Below are 15,710 nucleotides of genomic sequence, written 5' to 3'. Positions count from 1 at the left end.
GTAGCCATAGCCATAGCCGTAATCATTCGCGAAACCCGGATCGATGATCACCCAATTGCCACCGGAGAAGCGGTAATGATGACGATTCCACTCGTGCATGCGCCCGTGGTCCCAATGCCGCGACATCTCGTTCGGCGGACGAAAATCACGACTGTTGCCACGCGTTGCAAATTGCGATGATGGCGTCGTGGTCACGCCGCGCCCATTCCGCGCATTGACCGCGGCATTGTTATTGTTGTCGATCACGTGCCCGCCAAAGGCGACGGCCGGCGCGTGGCCCCGCTGCTCGAACGCGCGGGTGCGTGCCAGTGAAGGCGTAAACGTCTTCTCCGGACGCGAAGGCGCGATGGGCGCGGATCGGTTGTTAAATTGCGGCCGCGACTGCGTGACGCGAGGGGCCGATGGAGCCTTCATGACGTTGGCGTGCATCTGGGGTGCGCGGGCGACAGACATCTTTGCCGGCGCGGCAGCGTGTCCGCCGCCGTTTCCGCCCCCTTTGCCCCCACCGCCACCGCCGTGGCCACCTCCTTTATCCGCGTAGACTGGTTGTGCAAGGAAGGTCGCGGCAATCGCGGCCATTCCGACTGATAGAATTCGATTCATAATGGATTACCTCCACCCACTGAATCGCAACGCACGAATTTGGCGGATTCATTAATGCGATTAACTAATCTTAACCAACCCCGGCCAACCGTCGAAAAAATGCTTTCGCTCCATCCACAGAGTGTGAGAGGAACGCCCCACGAAGTCCCCTTCCGTGCTGCGCTTGTTTTCGGTGTTTCGATAGCCTCCAGTTCCAGACAAAGCCTTGACCTCACTGGCGCGCGTTCTCGCTTGCCTCGGGAAACACGTGGTCTTTGGGTAAGCAGCCCATGTCTTCCGCATCGTCCTCCTGGTTCCGGATTTTCGCCGTTCTGCTCGCGGTCACGGCCAGCGCCACTCTCCACGCCACCACCTTGGTGATCGAAGCCGGGCAGCTCGAATTGCCCGGCGGCTGGGAAACCATCACGACTCCGCGGAACGAATTCGCCCGCAAATACATTCTCGCCGGGCCGCACGCCAAGGGCGCGCCCGCCGCCGGCGCGATCGATCTGCCCCACGCCGGCCAATGGCGCCTCTGGGTGCGCAGCAAGGACTTCGCAGCCGACCGTCCCGGCGCGCGCAACTTCACCGTGCGGCTCGGGAACGTGCGGTCGCCAACGATCTTCGGCCGCCACGGCCGTACCGAAAACGACGGCTGGGCCTGGGAAGATGGCGGCACGCTCGACCTGCCCGCCGGTCCCACGCTGGTCGCTATCGGCGACGAATCCACTTCGTCGGCGCGCTGCGACTCACTGGTCCTCACTGACAATCCCACCTACCGCCCCGAGGGCGTGCCGTGGAAGCTCGCAAAGTCCGCCGCCACCTACCTTCCGCTCACCATCGACGAAAAATCGAAGCGCGCCTTTCAACCCGCGCCCTTCACGTCGGTCAAGGACACCCCCCTCGCCACCCTGCAAAACGACCGCGTGCACTTCAGCTTCCACGAAGCCACCACCGCGAGCGGCCCGGCCATCGCCCTGCGCGCGGCCACGCGCGACGGCGACCGCTGGATTCCCATCGAAGGCTCGGGCTCCGAGGGCTATCGCGTGCTGTTCCGTCCGAAAGAGAGCGATCCAAAAATCGTCTGCACCCGCGTGCATCCCACGTGGGACACCACGTTCAGCCCGGTCGTTGAGGCCAGTTGCGCCGGCGCAAAAGTGACCAGCCGGCTCGGCATCGCCACCGCGCCGTGGGCCTCGGCGAAGTGCTTTGCCTTGCATCCATCCGGCGCCCATCAACGCGATGCGCAGACGGTCGATCTCGACTTTCCCGAGACGCCACAGGGCCGGCTCAAGGCCACGTGGCATCTCTCCGCGCAACAACCGGCGGCCCAAATCGAACTGCACTTCCAGCCAAAGGAGCTCGGCCACTTTTCCCTCGGCTACCACGCTCCGCTTTCCTGCGCGCCGGGAGACGCCGATTTTCTCCTGCTCCCCTTTATGTATGAAGGCAAGCGCTTCCCGGCGGAGCCATCGGTCGTCCTCAGTGCACTCACCCCCACTCCGCTCGCGCTGGTCAACCGGGCCGGCGTCTCCTGCGCCCTTGTCGGTGATCCGCGCGACATCCCCTTCGAATGGCCCACCTCCCAAAACTCGCGCTACGCCTTCGCCCTGCGCAATGAGAGCGGCGCCGCCCAGCCGCTCATTTACCTGCCCGTGCTCGGCCAGCCCGGGAGCGCCTCGGATGGCGGGGCGATCCACGTACGCTTTCGACTTTGGCTCCAACGCGGCGAGTGGTACGCCGCGTATCACCGCATCGCCGAGGAGATTTTCGCCCTGCAGGATTACCGCCGCCCAGTCACCGCCTCGCTCTCCGATGCCGCGCTCAACATCGTCGATCTCATGCGCAACGAAGAAGCCGCCGGCTGGCACGCGCGCGCCAAGGGGCCCTGGAACATCGAAAGCCGCAACACCGTCACGCAGTCCTCGCCGCTCGCCTATCTCAGCATCTATCTCCTCACCGGCGACGAGGACTTTTACAATCGCTTCGCCCGCCCCTCGCTCGAGTACTTGCTGTCCCGCCCCGGCCCGCACTTCGCCGCCGAGCACGAGATCTGGGACAACTACTACCACCATCAACCCCTGCGCGGCCCAGGCACGATGTTCGGCGCGAGCACTTTCGCCTCGGCCTACGCCATGACGCAGGGCCACAGCCCGGTCTTCGGCGCGCTCTGCCTCGATGAAAAAGGCGCGCCGCGCACCATGCACGCGAACGGCCACACCCAGCCATTCGCCGATGCGCTCGCGCTTTACAAACTCACCGGCGAACGCCACTGGCTCGATTCCGCCATCGCTGCCGCGGACAAATACATCGCCGCGAATATCACCACTCTCCCCACGCGCGATCTCGGTGGCTCGCCGTTCGTCAATGTCTCCTTCGTGCCCGATTGGGAAGGCCTGCTGCAAATCTACGAGGCCACCGGCGAGAAGCGCTTCCTCGACGCCTCGATCGAAGGCGCGCACTGGCTCATGACCACGCTCTGGACGCAGCCCACCATTCCCATGGGCAACACGACCATCCATCCCGGTGGCATCTACGACATCAACCGGCACATCTGGTGGTTTGGCGACAAGCTCTTCCGCCGCGGTCTCTACGATGCCCCGGCCACGGACGAAACGCCTTATCCTCCGCCACCGAGGCTCCCGGAGAAACGCGTCCCCGCCTGGCAGGTGAGCCAGGTCGGCCTCGGTCTCGAACAACCCGAGACTTACAATCGCAAAGGTCCGCAGGCGAATATCATGATGAATGCGTGGGCGCCGAGCATGCTGCGCCTCGCGCGACCCACCGGCGACAACGCCTTTCGCACCGCCGCGCGCAATGCCGTCATCGGCCGCTTCGCCAACTATCCCGGTTACTACCTCGACGGCGCGACCACCGAATACCAGCGCCGTGATTATCCCGTCAAAGGCCCCGACGTCACCTCGCTCTACGTCCATCACGTGCCGCCTACTGCCGCCTACGTGCTCGACTATCTCTTCTCCGACGTCGAGTCGCGCTCCGCCGGCGCCGTCAGTTTCCCTTCCGTGCGCCAGTGCGGCTACGTGTGGTTCGACAGCCGCCTCTACGGTCATGCCCCAGGCAATGTCTACGGCGAAACAGCCTGGCCGTGGCTCCATCGTACCGCCGCCACCGTGGATAATATCAATGTCGATCGCGTGCTCGCGGAAGGCGGCGGCAAATTCCACGTCATCCTGCTCAATCAAACCCCCGAACCGCAATTGGTGCATGTCACCTTCGATGGCCGGGTCCTCGGTCGCGATGTGGACGGCTTCACCGTCTACGTCCACCAGAACAATCAGCCGGTCAATCCCCTCACCATCAACGTCGACACCGCCGAAGTCACCGTTCCCGGGCTCGGGCTCACCGTGCTCACGGTCGAGGGACTGAAAATCGACGTGCCCACACATCGCGTCATGCCCTCGGATCACTTCGCCCTGCCCACGGAATCCGCGATCCACCGCGCCCCATTCGCCGGCACCACCCTCGAAGCCGTCGGCACGGAAATCCAAGTCTCCCCTTTCACCTGGCGCGATCTCTACGTCTACGTCACCGCCGCCATCGACGACGTCCGCACCGCCACCTTGCGCTACCGCGTCGGCGACGGCCCCGAGCAGCAAATCGTCGGCAAAGAATTCCCGTGGGAATTCACCGCACGGATCGAAAACCTGCGCGCGCCCGTCACCTGGCAGGTCGACATTGAAACCAACGACGGCCGCAAGCTGACCGCGAAACCTTGAACCCACATTTCTGACTGTCGCCAAGGCCGTCCATCTGCAACGCTTCGTAGTCCTCCAATAGCTCCCCTATGTCTCCTCGCCCTACCTTCGGTCGTCGACAGTTCCTTCGTCACACCAGCCTCGCCGGAGTCGCCACGCTGCTCGGCGGTCGCGCTTTCGGCGCCGACACGATCACGCTCCCTTTCGCCAATGGCGAACGTCCGTTGGCCACGTATCCGCAAAAGCGTCCGCTCATCTTACAAACGGCTCGTCCACCGCAACTCGAGACGCCGTTCTCCGTTTTCAATGAAGGCGTCATCACGCCCAACGATGCCTTCTTCGTTCGCTACCATCTTGCCAATGTCCCGCAGGCCATTGACCCGGCGACCTTCCGCCTTGAGATCAAGGGCCAGGTGCAAACGCCGCTGAGCCTTTCGCTCGACGCCTTGCGCCACGATTTCGAAAACGTCGAGATCACCGCCGTCAATCAATGCTCCGGCAACAGCCGCGGATTTTTCCAGCCGCGCGTCGGCGGCGGACAACTCGGCAACGGCGCCATGGGAAACGCCAAATGGCGCGGTGTCCGCCTCAAGGATGTGCTGGAAAAGGCCGCCCTGCAAGGCAGCGCGAAGCAGGTGGTCTGCAATGGCCTCGACACCCCCGTGCTCCCGCAGACCCCTGATTTCATCAAGGCGCTCGATCTCGATCACGCGCTCGATGGCGAGGTCATGCTCGCCTTCGAGATGAACGGCGAACCGCTCCCCATGCTCAACGGCTTCCCACTCCGCCTCGTCGTGCCCGGCTATTACGGCACCTATTGGGTGAAGCATCTCAGCGAACTCACCGTCGTCCCGGACGCGCTCGACAATTTCTGGATGAGCACCGCCTACCGCATTCCCAATACCCCCGGCGCCTGCATCGAGCCCGGCACCACGACGAAGAACACCGTCCCCATCAATCGCTTCAACGTCCGCTCCTTCATCACCAGCCACGCCGATGGCGCCAAGATCGCCGCGCGACAACCGGCGAACATTCGCGGCATCGCCTTCGATGGTGGCAGCGGCATTCGCGAGGTCCTCTTCTCCGGCGACGGCGGCCAGAGCTGGCAGGCCGCCACCCTCGGCCAGGATCTCGGGCGCTATTCCTTTCGCGAGTGGAAACTCGCCTACGCCCCCACCCAGCCGGGTGCCGCGGAGTGGAAATGCCGCGCCATCAATCGCCTCGGCGAATCGCAACCCATGGAGCCGCTCTGGAACCCCTCCGGCTACATGCGCAACGTCGTCGAAACCGTCAAAATCACCGCCGCCTGATCCCGATGAAAACGCGTCCCGCCATCCTTCTCGCCGCTCTCGCTCTCCTCGTCACCGGCGCCATCGCCGCCGAGTTGAAGATCACCCTGCCCGCCGAAACCACCGTGCTCCGCCCCGGTAAGGGCGCCGAGCTCGCCCAGGCCAATTGCCTCATCTGCCACTCCCCCGACTACATCCAAACGCAGCCACCGATGCCGCGCAAATTCTGGGAAGCCGAAGTGAAGAAGATGCGCGAAAAGTACGGCGCCCCCACACCCGAGGAAACCGTCCCCACGCTCGTCGAATACCTCGCCGCCACCTACGGCATCCCCGACGCGAAGAAGCCGTAACGGCCAAGCTCAGCGGTCCTGATCGAAGGTCGGCTTCTTGCTGCTGGTCTTCTTGTACGTGCCCTCGGCATACACGTGATTGCCGAATCCGCACTCCCCCTCCTGCTTCACGATCAACTTTCCCCCGGTGAACTTCATGGTGATCTTGCACCCTTCCTCCGCGCCCTCGGGCCGGAAGATCGCGGTGTCGCCCTCGATAGTCGCGATGCCCGAGCCCTGCCCGGTGTTGGCCATCGGCCCTTGCGGCGATTTGTATTCGTAAGTGCCCTCAAACAAAATCTGCAGCTTCCCTTTGCCCAAGGCCCAGACCTGGAGGGAGTTCAATTTGCACTCCCACGTGCCGTTGACCTGTGCGGCGGTCACATCCTTCGATCCCGCCGCGCTCCCCTTTCCCTCCGGCGCGGCCGTTGCCGTGAGCGTCAGCACTATTCCGCAGAAAAGTACAGCGAGGAAGCGAGTCGTATGCAAAGAGCCACAGAGCAAATCACTTTCCCTCTGCGGCCCTCTCTTTTTCCTCTGCGCCCTCTGCGTTAAAATCCCGGCCGTCATTTCAACACCGCCTCGATGGACGTCGCCACCTGCTGCCCGAGGAAATCATACCCCGCTGCGTTGAAATGCACGTCGTTCGGATTCTGCATCTCCGCGAGATGCGGGGTGATGGCCACAAAAAGATCATCCGTGGCGACGCCATGCTTTTTCATCACCTCCGCCGCCGCGGCGTTGTGCTCCACGATCGACGCCGCCGTCTGGTTCTTCGGTGCATCGTCGGGAATCGGCGTGGTACTGGCCCACACCAGTTTCGCGCCGGTCTTCTGCATCCGCTCGATCAGTTGCTCCAGCCGCTGCGTGTAATCGGCCAGCGGCGTCACGCGATCATGAATGCCGAAGTTGAAATGAATGACGTCCCATTTGCCGTCGCCGAGCCAGACCTCGATCTTCTTCAAGCCGTTCGCCGTCGGGCCGCAATTCTCCGGCGCGCGGTGCACATTGGCTTTGCCCGCCAGTGCCTTGCGCACCGCCTGCGTATAACCGCGCGACACGGAATCGCCGATCAACAGCACCCGCGGCAGCTTCGGATCGTCTTGCACGAAGTCCCACGCGTTCGACTTTCCGGCCACCTTCTCACGCTGGTGGATCGGCAAATAGAAGCCACCGAGATTCTGCTGCAAGACCAACTCCCACGCCTGCTGGTCAGGCGGCAGCTTGGCCACGACGGCCTGGTATTCTTCATTCAGCATGCGCTCCTTCACAGCCTTCTGCGCCGCGGCTTCCTGCGCATTGGTCGGCTCACCTTTCGGTGGCAGCGGAGGCTGTTGGGCAATGGCGGCGGACGCGAGGAATGCGAGAGCGAGGAGGGCTGGTTTCATGGGCGGGATGGGTAACCAATTTGAGACCCGCAACGCGCCGAATGAAAGACCGAAGCGCCTACTTATCGCGATACCACTTCGCGGAGCTCGTCATCTCGCCGTTGAAAGTATCAGCGCCCTCGCTGCTCATCTCCTGCCTGCCGCTGAGCGTGAGCCGCATGAAGGGCGACAGGTAGTTCAGCTTCCCTTTCGCGGTGAGTTGCAGGGTAAACGATTTGCCGTCGGAAGCCCGCGTCACGTCCTGGTAGGCAACCGGCTTGTCGTTGCCGAATTTGATCGTGCTGGCCGTGATGATGAGCGGCTCGCCACGGCCATTCGACCATTCCCCGATGTAGGGCTGGGCGGCCGTCGGCCCGGCGATTCCCACCGCAGCCACCAAGCTAAACAGGAGCAGGAAGACAAAGTGCCGGGGCTTCATAAAGACGACCGTGCAGCGTCGCGCGAGAACGCGCAAGCCGCTTGTGCTGGTCACGTGGATCGGCCAGTCTAAGAGACAGCAAAAGAGGCCCGCGAATCACTCGAATGACCCGAATGGGAAGGATTTCATTCGTGTGATCTGTGTGATTCGCGGGCCAAAATTCCTAAATCCTTCGCCCCCGATGAAAACCTCCCTCCTCTCCTTCTGCCTCGTTTTCGCGGGCCTGCTCTGCGGTGGCGCCTTGCGCGCGCAAGAGGCGGTGGCCGATCAAGTTCATACGCCCGCCGCCGGCACGCCGGAGCGCACGGCCATTCTCGACGTCTTGCATCGCGAGTACACCACCGGCTCCGGGAGCAAAGTGAAATTCAAGGTGAACTACTTCAAGGTCCACAACGGCTGGGCCTGGATCAAAGTCGTGCCGCTCAATACCAACGGCCAGCCGGAGGGCGACGAGTGGCCTTCGCTGCTGCGGAATCAGAATGGCGCCTGGAGCTCTATCGACCTCGTGGCCGTCGCCCAAGGCCTCGACGAAAGCGACGGACCGCAGAGCCCAACGAAGCGGTTTCTCCAAGCGCTCCAGAAGAAGTATCCCACCGTCCCGGCGGATATCGTGCCGGTGGGGAAGTAAGCGTGCTTGAGCGCCGAAGGCGCCCCTCCTCCCCGTCATTCTGAGCTTGCGAAGAACCTCTGATATCGCTCTGGCATCTCACGCGTGGCCGACCTTGCTAGCTGAGCGCTGTCTTTTGCCAAGTTGGTGAAGAAAGGCAGAAATCAGAGGTCCTTCGCAAGCTCAGGATGACGGCGTGGGGAGGGCGCGCGCCAGACAAGTTCATGAAACTCACGCGACCTATTTCACAGTCTCTAACAAGGGAAGCCTGCCCGAATTAACCAAAGTGAAGGTCGCTCCTTCTCCCCCCGATGACTTCGCTCCCACGCCTCCTTCTCCCATTCTGTACCGGTTTCGCCCTGGCCCCGCTGCCGGTGGCGTTCGCCGAATCGACGCCTCCTCCACTCAAAACTGAGCACTTCGATCACGACCCGGGTTGGGAAGGATTCAACAATCATCTCGCGCCCAAGAAGTCCGCGACGGTGAAACAGGACTTCGGCTATAGCCCTACCCACTTTGCCGGCAGGGCTCCTGGGGAGATGGGCGGCGCGATCCAGCGCGCCACCCAACCGGCTTCCTACGCGGCCACGCTCGCCCCGGCGAAGTCGCTGGAGAGCAAGCTCTCGGCCTCCGGCACTTTCGTCATCAGCGGCGTGCAAGGCGGCGGAGGCGTCTTCTTCGGGTTCTTCAATGCGCATCAGCCCGGCGGCAGTGGGCGGCCCATCGGTTCGCTCGGCATGGACTTCGATTTCGAGGCTAAAGGCGGACGGCTGGCGCTGCGGATGATCACCGACGGCAACAAGTCGTGCGGCACTTTCATCACGCCGTATCTGCCCGGAAAATTCCGCCCCACGCCGCTCAAGCTCGACGGCACGCGCTACCACTGGACGCTCGAGTACGATCCGCAAGGCGCGGGCGGCAACGGGCGCTTCACCTTCACCATCGGCAGCGACACGCATAAGACGGAGGAATACGGCCCGTTGCCGGAAGCCTCCGAGAAGGAAGCGCGCGCCCGCTTTCCTTTCACCACGACCTTCACCGTGGACGTCCCGCCCGAGCTGCGCAAGGAAGGCGCGACCTTCGACCGCTTCGGCATGTGCAATACGACGAAATCCGGCGGCACGGCGAAGATGTTCTTCGACGACCTGCAATTCAACGGCCAGGCGGAGGACTTTTCCAAGGACCCCGGCTGGACCGGCGCGGGCAATCGCGTGACCTACGAAGATCGCGAGCAGGCCGGCGCGCATGACTTCGGCTATCTGCCCACCCAACTGGCCGGCGGCGCGCCGGGCGAGATCGGCGGGCTCATGTGGCGCAGCCCTTACGCCTATTACGCGGATCGCGTCGGCCCGCTGTCCTTGCACGACCGGCTGGAGGCCCGCGGGCGCGTGGTCCTCGCCGTGGGCGCGCCCGATTCCGGCATGCTGCTCGGCTGGTTCAACAGCGCGGTGAAAAAGACCGACGACCACGATCCGCTCGGCGGCCGGAATTTTATCGGCGTGACCATCGGCGGCCCGACGCGCATCGGTCACTACTTTCTCCCCATCTGCGGAACCGTCGCAGGCGGTCGCGCCGTTCCCAAGTCCGGCCCCGTGCTCAAGCAAGGCCAGGTCTACGATTGGTCGTTGGTCTTCGATCCCGTCACCAACGATGGCCACGGCCAGCTCCGCGTCACCCTCGGCTCCGAGTCCGCGATCCTCGACCTGCGCCCCGGACAGAAACCGGAGGACGTCGTGTTCGATCGCTTCGGCCTTTTCGGCATTGGCACCGGCGGCGGCCAGGTCAAAATCTACCTCGACGACTTGAGCTACAGCGCCGCCCGGCCGTGATCCCCGATTTCATGAAACATCCCCTCCACCTCCTCCTCGCGCTCTGCGCACTCCTCACCACCGCCTGCGCCCAAAAGCCCGCGACACCTGCCGCGCTCGCGCCCATCCAGGACCAGGCCGGCCTGCCGCGCGTGTTGCTCATCGGTGACTCGATCTCCATCGGCTACACCCAACCCGTCCGGGATCTGCTCAAGGACAAGGCCAATGTGCATCGCATCCCGGCCAATGGCGGCCCGACCAAGCGCACCCTCGAAGCCATCGACAAATGGCTCGGCGACGGCCACTGGGACGTCATCCATTTCAACTGGGGCATCCACGACTTGAAGATCATGCCCGACGGCAAACGGCAGGTGGAACCAGCCGACTACGAAAAGAACCTGCGTACCCTCGTGGCGAAGCTCAAGGCCACCGGCGCGAAACTCATCTGGGCGACGACGACGCCCATTCCGGATGGGGAGCTCAATCCATCGCGGGCCTTCGGCAAGGTGCCAGAATACAATGAAATCGCCCAACGCGTGATGAAGGAAAACGGAGTGGCGATCGACGACCTTAACACCGCCATCACGCCGCACCTCGGGGAAATGCAGAATCCGAAAGACGTGCACTACAAGCCCGAGGGCTACGCGCTCCTCGCTAAGCAAGTGGCGGCGAGCATCGAGAGCCAGTTGGGGGCGAAGAAGTAACGGCCCACCCCTCCATGTCATTCTGAGCGGAGCGTAGGCGGTAAAATGGGCGGAGCGCAGTCGAAGAACCCCGTCGAACAACCAGCGATGATCTTTGGTGAAGCAGCGGGGTTTGCGTCGTCGAACAACCAGCAATATTACCAGTAGAGCGACGGGGTCCTTCGACTCCGTTACACTCCGCTCAGGATGACATCGTGGAGGACGCGCGAATCATTTTACCGATCCACGAGCGCTGCGCACGAAGGCGCGCGCGTTGACGATCACCCAGGTCAGCGCGAGGCTCACGGTCGCGACTCCGGCAATCAACGCCAGCACGCCCGCCAGCGAAATGGTGTTCATCGACAGGCCTGCACCGACGAGGGTGGAGATGAGGACGAGGTGCGTGACGTAGAGGGTGAGCGAATGTTTGCCGGCGAAGAGCGGGAGCGAAGGACGAAGGCGGCCCGCCAGCCATTCGCAGCAGGCTGCGAGAATGAGCACCCACGCCGCGCGCTCGAAGAAGGACGAGGGGCTCACCGGGGAGTAGGCGGCGTCCCGAAAGGCCCAGGCCGAGACCGCCAGCGGCACCGGCGTGATCAGAAAGACCGACGAGCTGCGCCTGACGAGCGACATCAGGCTGAGCGTGGAGCCTGCTACCGGCTGGGGGATCAAGTCCGCCGTTTCGACCGTGCGGCGGGCCAGTCCGTAAGCGGCGCCCGTCATCGCGCCAAACAGGACGAAGCCAGCCCATGAAAACAACGGGAACCACGAACCCGTGCTGCGATTGACCCAGGCTTGCAGCGGGACCGGCAAGCCATTCCACCCGGGGGCATAAGGCGCAAGGAAGACCACGGCCAGGAGCAACGCCGTCAGCACGCACCACCACACGCTCTGCCCCCGCCGCCCGCCGATCTTTTGCGCCAGCCACGTCACCCCGAGCAGCAACAAGAGCGAAGCCGAGATGCATTGCAGCACATCCGCTTGCGAGCCCACCCGCACCGCATCGTCCCAGCGGTGCTGGCCGAGTTCCGTCCACGGAAAGTGCAGGGCGTAGGCGAGGAACAGGATGCCGAGGAGATGCCCGGCGCGCCGCGCGAACTTCACCGGCTTGTCCGGCGACGCGCCCCGCTCCATGCCCTGCACAAAGCCGGCGATGAAGAGGAACGAGGGAGCGACGAGGCCGTTGATGTAGTTGAGCACCGTGAACCAGCCATCGGCACGCAAACTATTGACCATGAACGTATTAACCACATGTGTCTCGATCATGATCAGCACGGCCGCGCCGCGGAAGAGATCGATCCAGACCAGCCGCTCGCGCCGCGCGGGTGGCGGGGCGCTCGGATCACGGGGGAAACCGCTCTCGGCAGTGGGGCGGCTCACGGGCAGTGACAATTTATTGGAATTTAATCTTCACCTCAGGCGCAGTCTCGATCTTCACGCCATCGAGCCCTTTGATCAGCGTTTTCGCCTCCTGCAAGGTTTGCGGATTGGCCTTGGCCAGCGCCTTGAATTTCTCCGGGTCGGCGAGGACTTTGTTGAAGTCCATGTCCATGAGCGTGACGCGCGAGCCGTCGCGATACTCGGCATTCGTCTCGCTGATCGTGCCCTGCACTTCGATGGCGAGGGAGATGCGCATGTCCTTGAACATCTGTTTCATCATCTGCATGGCCATGTCTTCCATGCCCTCGGCTTGTGGCTTCTTCGGTTTGAACTCGGGCGCGGGCATGGCGAGGGTGAGTTCCGCCGGGCTGCCTTTCGTGAAGTGAAAAGTGATCGGCTCCTTCTTGCTCGACGACGCCTTGACCTTGCCGGGATCGGGCAGTGCGTCGCCGGGATTCTGGTCGAGCTTTACCTTGTTGATATCGGAGAAGGCGTAGATCGCGGTGAAGCCCTGTCCTTGTTCGCCCTCGATCTTCTTCGCGGAAACGAAGGTGACCCCATCGCCCATCCTGGCCGCGGCGGCCTTGAGCTTGGCCTCATCGAACAGGTCGGGCATCTTGCCACCGCCCCCCTTGTCGCCGCCCAAGCCGGCGGTCATCTGTTGCAGACCCGTCAGCGCGGACTGGGTGAGGACCACCGTCTCCTCGATCGTCCCGCTGCCATCTGTCTGCAGCTTAACGACTTTCTCCACCTGCAGGCAGCCGGTCAGGCCCAGTAGGACCAGGAATGCGGCGAGGATGAGGCGGACGGATTTCACGGCGGGATATGTAGCCGAGGACCGCCCAGGTTGCGAGCGACGAATCACCGGGTAATTCCGGCGCTTTTCTTCTCGGCAATCCGCGGAGCCGCACGGATATTCCCCCCGCCCATGGATTTTCTCGATGAACTTCAGCACCGCGTCCTCCTCGGCGATGGCGCGATGGGGACAGAGCTCCTGGCGGCCGGCGTGCCCGCGGGCCGCTGCCTGGAGGAGCTGTGCGTCAGCGAACCCGATCTCGTGCGCGGGGTCCACGACCGGTATATCGAAGCGGGCGCGCGCTTGATCGAGACGAACACCTTCGGCGCGAATGCCGTGCGGCTGGCGCAGCATGGCTGCGAGCACCGCGTGAGTGAGATCAACTGGACGGCGGCGCAACTGGCCAAGGACGTTGCGAAGGGCAAAGACGTGTATGTCGCGGGCTGCGTGGGGCCGCTGGGCATCACTGCGGAAGAGGCAGCCGCGCGCGGCATCGACCGGCACGAGGTTTTCACCGAGCAGATCGGGGCGCTGCTGGATGGTGGGTGCCGGATCATTTTCCTGGAGACGTTTCTCGATGCGGGTGAATTGCTCATCGCCCTCGAGGCCAAGCAGGCTCTGCATCATTGCCCGGTCGTGGCCCTGCTCACGGGCAACGACCCGGAGAAATTTCAGGCCGCAGTGGCTAAAGTCCGCGCGGCGGAGGCGGAAGTGGTGGGTGTGAATTGCGTGGACGGAAATCATGCGTTGCACCTGCTGGAAGGCCTCGACGCCGGCGAACTGCTCGCCGCCTTTCCCAGCGCCGGTCTGCCGCAATCACACGACAGCCAGCTCGTTTATGCGACTTCACCGCAGGCCTTCGCCACGAATGCGCTGGCCCTGGCGGAACGGGGCGTGCGGCTGCTCGGCGGCTGTTGCGGGGTCGGGCCGAAACACATCGCCGCCATGGCCGTCGCACTCCGCGAGACGGTGACGCCGGACTGATCCGTTGGCCATGTCGCAAATCAAACGCGCCTTTTACCTCCAGATCGCCGGCTTCGCGCTGGCCGTAGGTGTTGTGGTCTGGCTGACGCACCACTACCCGGTGCTGGAGTACATCGTGCAGCTTCAGCAGAAGATCGGGGCGATGGAATTCTGGAGCGCGGTGCTCTATCCCCTGCTCTACGGCGCGTGCAATGTGCTGCTCCTGCCGGGCGGGGTGCTGGCTATCGGCAGCGGGCTCTTTTTCGGAATTTGGTGGGGCTTCGCAATCAACCTCGTCGGCAACGTGGGCGGGGCTGCGGTCTCGTTTTTCATCAGCCGCAAACTCGGTCGCGGCTGGGTAGCCCGGAAATTCCTCCAGAAACGCAAATGGGCGGCCCTCGACGTGGCGATCGCCCGCGACGGCTGGAAGATCATCTTCCTCAGCCAGGTCCACCCGCTTTTTCCCTCCAGTCTCTTGAATTACCTCTACGGGGTCACCCGTATCCGCTTCGGCACGTGCATGTTGTGGGTGGCCATCGGGCAGGCGCCGGGGCTCTTTCTTTACGCCTATTTCGGCACCATGGCGCAGTACGGGCTGAAGATCTGGCAGGGCAAGACGCATCCGCACCCCATGGAATACGTGATCTGGCTGGGCGGGCTGGCCCTGACCCTCGTCACGACCATGGCCCTGGCGCGGATCGCCCTCCGCGCTCTGGCCGATGCCGAAAAAGCCGCCCGGAAAGGGGAATTTCCCGAGCCTTCCGAAATCGCCGCTCCCGAGCCCTCCCCCGTCGAAGCGGATGCGTAAGAAGATTTTCACCACTATTTTGACAGCACCGCATCCCGTGCTAGCGTAGTTCCCGTTCTGCATCATCCAAGAGACTGAGAGACCCCAATGCTGACCGGAAACGACACCCACTTGCTTTATCTGGACTATGGCGCGGACGCCCAGCGTTGCGGCCTCGGAGATATCGACCTTTCGGAACGTGGCATGCGCTTTACCTCGCGCTGGCAATTTAGCATCGGCACCCAGCTTTCCGTGGCGCTGGTGCACATGCACCCGCGGCTGGGGCAGTGCCGGATGACGCTGGAAGGCATCGTCGTCTGGTGCGAACCCAAGGCCGATAAAGGCCACGAGAGCACCCTCCTCTTTCTCGAACTCCCGGATGAACTGAAGCCCAGTCTCCGGGAGTTTTCGCATCAACTCGCGGCGGTGTAGCCTGGGCTGAGGGAAATTAAGCGCCGGGACGCCGGGACGCAGAGGAGATCAGCGGCTTCTCGACCACAGTCGTTTGACCCGGCAGGTGACTCTGTTGGCCCCATTGGCCCCATTGGCCCCATTGGCTTTGTTGGCCCTGTTGCGGAAAATGCCATTTTATGACCGAAAAATGCGCATTTCACGGATTTCGTGGACACGAAAAAAGCCCGGCTCCGCGATGCACGCAGCCGGGCTTGAAAATTGAGGACGGAGAAACGCCGCTTAGGCGAGCTTCGCCAGCGCGATGCTGAGGCGGCTCTTGTGGCGGGCGGCCACGTTGCTATGGAGGCGTCCGGCCTTCACGGCTTTGTCCACGGTCGAAAAGAACTTCGCCGCCGCGGTCTTGGCGGTGTCTTTGCCGCCGCCCTTGATGGCGTCGCGGACGTTCTTGAGTTGATTCTTCACCGCGGTGAGGCTGCGCTTGTTGATCGCAGAGCGGCGGAGGGTTTGGCGGGCGCGTTTCGCGGCGGATTTCGTATTGGCCATGGTGGGA

15 protein-coding genes and 1 pseudogene are annotated in these 15,710 nt (G+C 63.2%); 9 read left to right on the top strand and 7 right to left on the bottom strand.

Annotated elements, in window-relative coordinates:
• Positions 1-579 (bottom strand): annotated as a pseudogene (locus tag ABJF10_RS07975) (hypothetical protein); the annotation flags it as partial.
• 293 nt (positions 580-872) lie between these two features.
• Between ABJF10_RS07975 and ABJF10_RS07970 the strand changes: the two are divergent.
• From ABJF10_RS07970 to ABJF10_RS07960, 3 genes are all read left to right on the top strand, one after another.
• Positions 873-4,319 (top strand): hypothetical protein, encoded by a 3,447-nt coding sequence (locus ABJF10_RS07970; protein ID WP_348544010.1) that lies wholly within the window; start codon positions 873-875, stop codon positions 4,317-4,319.
• Between the two features lie 68 nt (positions 4,320-4,387).
• On the top strand, positions 4,388-5,608 hold the full coding sequence (locus tag ABJF10_RS07965; RefSeq protein ID WP_348544009.1) for a molybdopterin-dependent oxidoreductase: 1,221 nt from the start codon (positions 4,388-4,390) through the stop codon (positions 5,606-5,608).
• A 5-nt stretch (positions 5,609-5,613) separates the two neighbouring features.
• A complete protein-coding gene (locus tag ABJF10_RS07960; RefSeq protein ID WP_348544008.1) occupies positions 5,614-5,937 on the top strand; it encodes a cytochrome c in 324 nt (107 codons plus the stop codon).
• A 9-nt stretch (positions 5,938-5,946) separates the two neighbouring features.
• Here the strand turns inward: ABJF10_RS07960 and ABJF10_RS07955 are convergent, their stop codons facing one another.
• From ABJF10_RS07955 to ABJF10_RS07945, 3 genes are all read right to left on the bottom strand, one after another.
• Positions 5,947-6,363 (bottom strand): hypothetical protein, encoded by a 417-nt coding sequence (locus ABJF10_RS07955; RefSeq protein WP_348544007.1) that lies wholly within the window; start codon positions 6,361-6,363, stop codon positions 5,947-5,949.
• Between the two features lie 119 nt (positions 6,364-6,482).
• Positions 6,483-7,304 carry an SGNH/GDSL hydrolase family protein gene (locus ABJF10_RS07950; RefSeq protein WP_348544006.1) on the bottom strand — a complete coding sequence of 274 codons (822 nt, stop codon included), beginning with the start codon at positions 7,302-7,304 and terminating at the stop codon, positions 6,483-6,485.
• A 58-nt stretch (positions 7,305-7,362) separates the two neighbouring features.
• The gene (locus tag ABJF10_RS07945; protein WP_348544005.1) at positions 7,363-7,722 is read right to left on the bottom strand and encodes a hypothetical protein; all 360 of its coding nucleotides are present in this window, start codon (positions 7,720-7,722) and stop codon (positions 7,363-7,365) included.
• A gap of 181 nt (positions 7,723-7,903) precedes the next feature.
• Here ABJF10_RS07945 and ABJF10_RS07940 point away from each other — a divergent pair, with 181 nt between their 5' ends.
• The 3 genes from ABJF10_RS07940 (at position 7,904) to ABJF10_RS07930 (ending at position 10,841) form a co-directional block, all read left to right on the top strand.
• Complete coding sequence (locus ABJF10_RS07940) at positions 7,904-8,350, top strand: hypothetical protein (protein ID WP_348544004.1); 447 nt, start codon at positions 7,904-7,906, stop codon at positions 8,348-8,350.
• A 290-nt stretch (positions 8,351-8,640) separates the two neighbouring features.
• Positions 8,641-10,158, top strand: a complete 1,518-nt coding sequence (locus tag ABJF10_RS07935) for a hypothetical protein (protein ID WP_348544003.1) — start codon at positions 8,641-8,643, stop codon at positions 10,156-10,158.
• An 11-nt stretch (positions 10,159-10,169) separates the two neighbouring features.
• A complete protein-coding gene (locus ABJF10_RS07930) occupies positions 10,170-10,841 on the top strand; it encodes an SGNH/GDSL hydrolase family protein (RefSeq protein ID WP_348544002.1) in 672 nt (223 codons plus the stop codon).
• Between the two features lie 210 nt (positions 10,842-11,051).
• On the opposite strand, the gene ABJF10_RS07925 is transcribed toward ABJF10_RS07930, so the two are convergent.
• Complete coding sequence (locus ABJF10_RS07925) at positions 11,052-12,200, bottom strand: heparan-alpha-glucosaminide N-acetyltransferase domain-containing protein (protein ID WP_348544001.1); 1,149 nt, start codon at positions 12,198-12,200, stop codon at positions 11,052-11,054.
• Between the two features lie 13 nt (positions 12,201-12,213).
• Positions 12,214-13,017 (bottom strand): hypothetical protein, encoded by an 804-nt coding sequence (locus ABJF10_RS07920; protein ID WP_348544000.1) that lies wholly within the window; start codon positions 13,015-13,017, stop codon positions 12,214-12,216.
• Positions 13,018-13,128: 111 nt separating this feature from the next.
• On the opposite strand from ABJF10_RS07920, the gene ABJF10_RS07915 reads away from it, so the two are divergent.
• The 3 genes from ABJF10_RS07915 (at position 13,129) to ABJF10_RS07905 (ending at position 15,178) form a co-directional block, all read left to right on the top strand.
• A complete protein-coding gene (locus ABJF10_RS07915; RefSeq protein WP_348543999.1) occupies positions 13,129-13,980 on the top strand; it encodes a homocysteine S-methyltransferase family protein in 852 nt (283 codons plus the stop codon).
• A 10-nt stretch (positions 13,981-13,990) separates the two neighbouring features.
• Positions 13,991-14,767: a TVP38/TMEM64 family protein gene (locus ABJF10_RS07910; RefSeq protein WP_348543998.1), complete on the top strand. Its 777-nt coding sequence runs from the start codon at positions 13,991-13,993 to the stop codon at positions 14,765-14,767.
• 87 nt (positions 14,768-14,854) lie between these two features.
• The gene (locus ABJF10_RS07905; RefSeq protein ID WP_348543997.1) at positions 14,855-15,178 is read left to right on the top strand and encodes a PilZ domain-containing protein; all 324 of its coding nucleotides are present in this window, start codon (positions 14,855-14,857) and stop codon (positions 15,176-15,178) included.
• A gap of 261 nt (positions 15,179-15,439) precedes the next feature.
• Here ABJF10_RS07905 and rpsT read toward each other — a convergent pair whose 3' ends face one another.
• On the bottom strand, positions 15,440-15,703 hold the full coding sequence (rpsT, locus tag ABJF10_RS07900) for a 30S ribosomal protein S20 (protein WP_348543996.1): 264 nt from the start codon (positions 15,701-15,703) through the stop codon (positions 15,440-15,442).
• Positions 15,704-15,710: the final 7 nt, after the last annotated feature.

The sequence above is a fragment of the Chthoniobacter sp. genome, assembly GCF_040003245.1.
GTDB lineage: Bacteria > Verrucomicrobiota > Verrucomicrobiia > Chthoniobacterales > Chthoniobacteraceae > Chthoniobacter.
The sequence above is the reverse complement of the archived record's forward strand: the minus strand, read 5'-3'. Positions and strand labels throughout refer to the sequence as shown.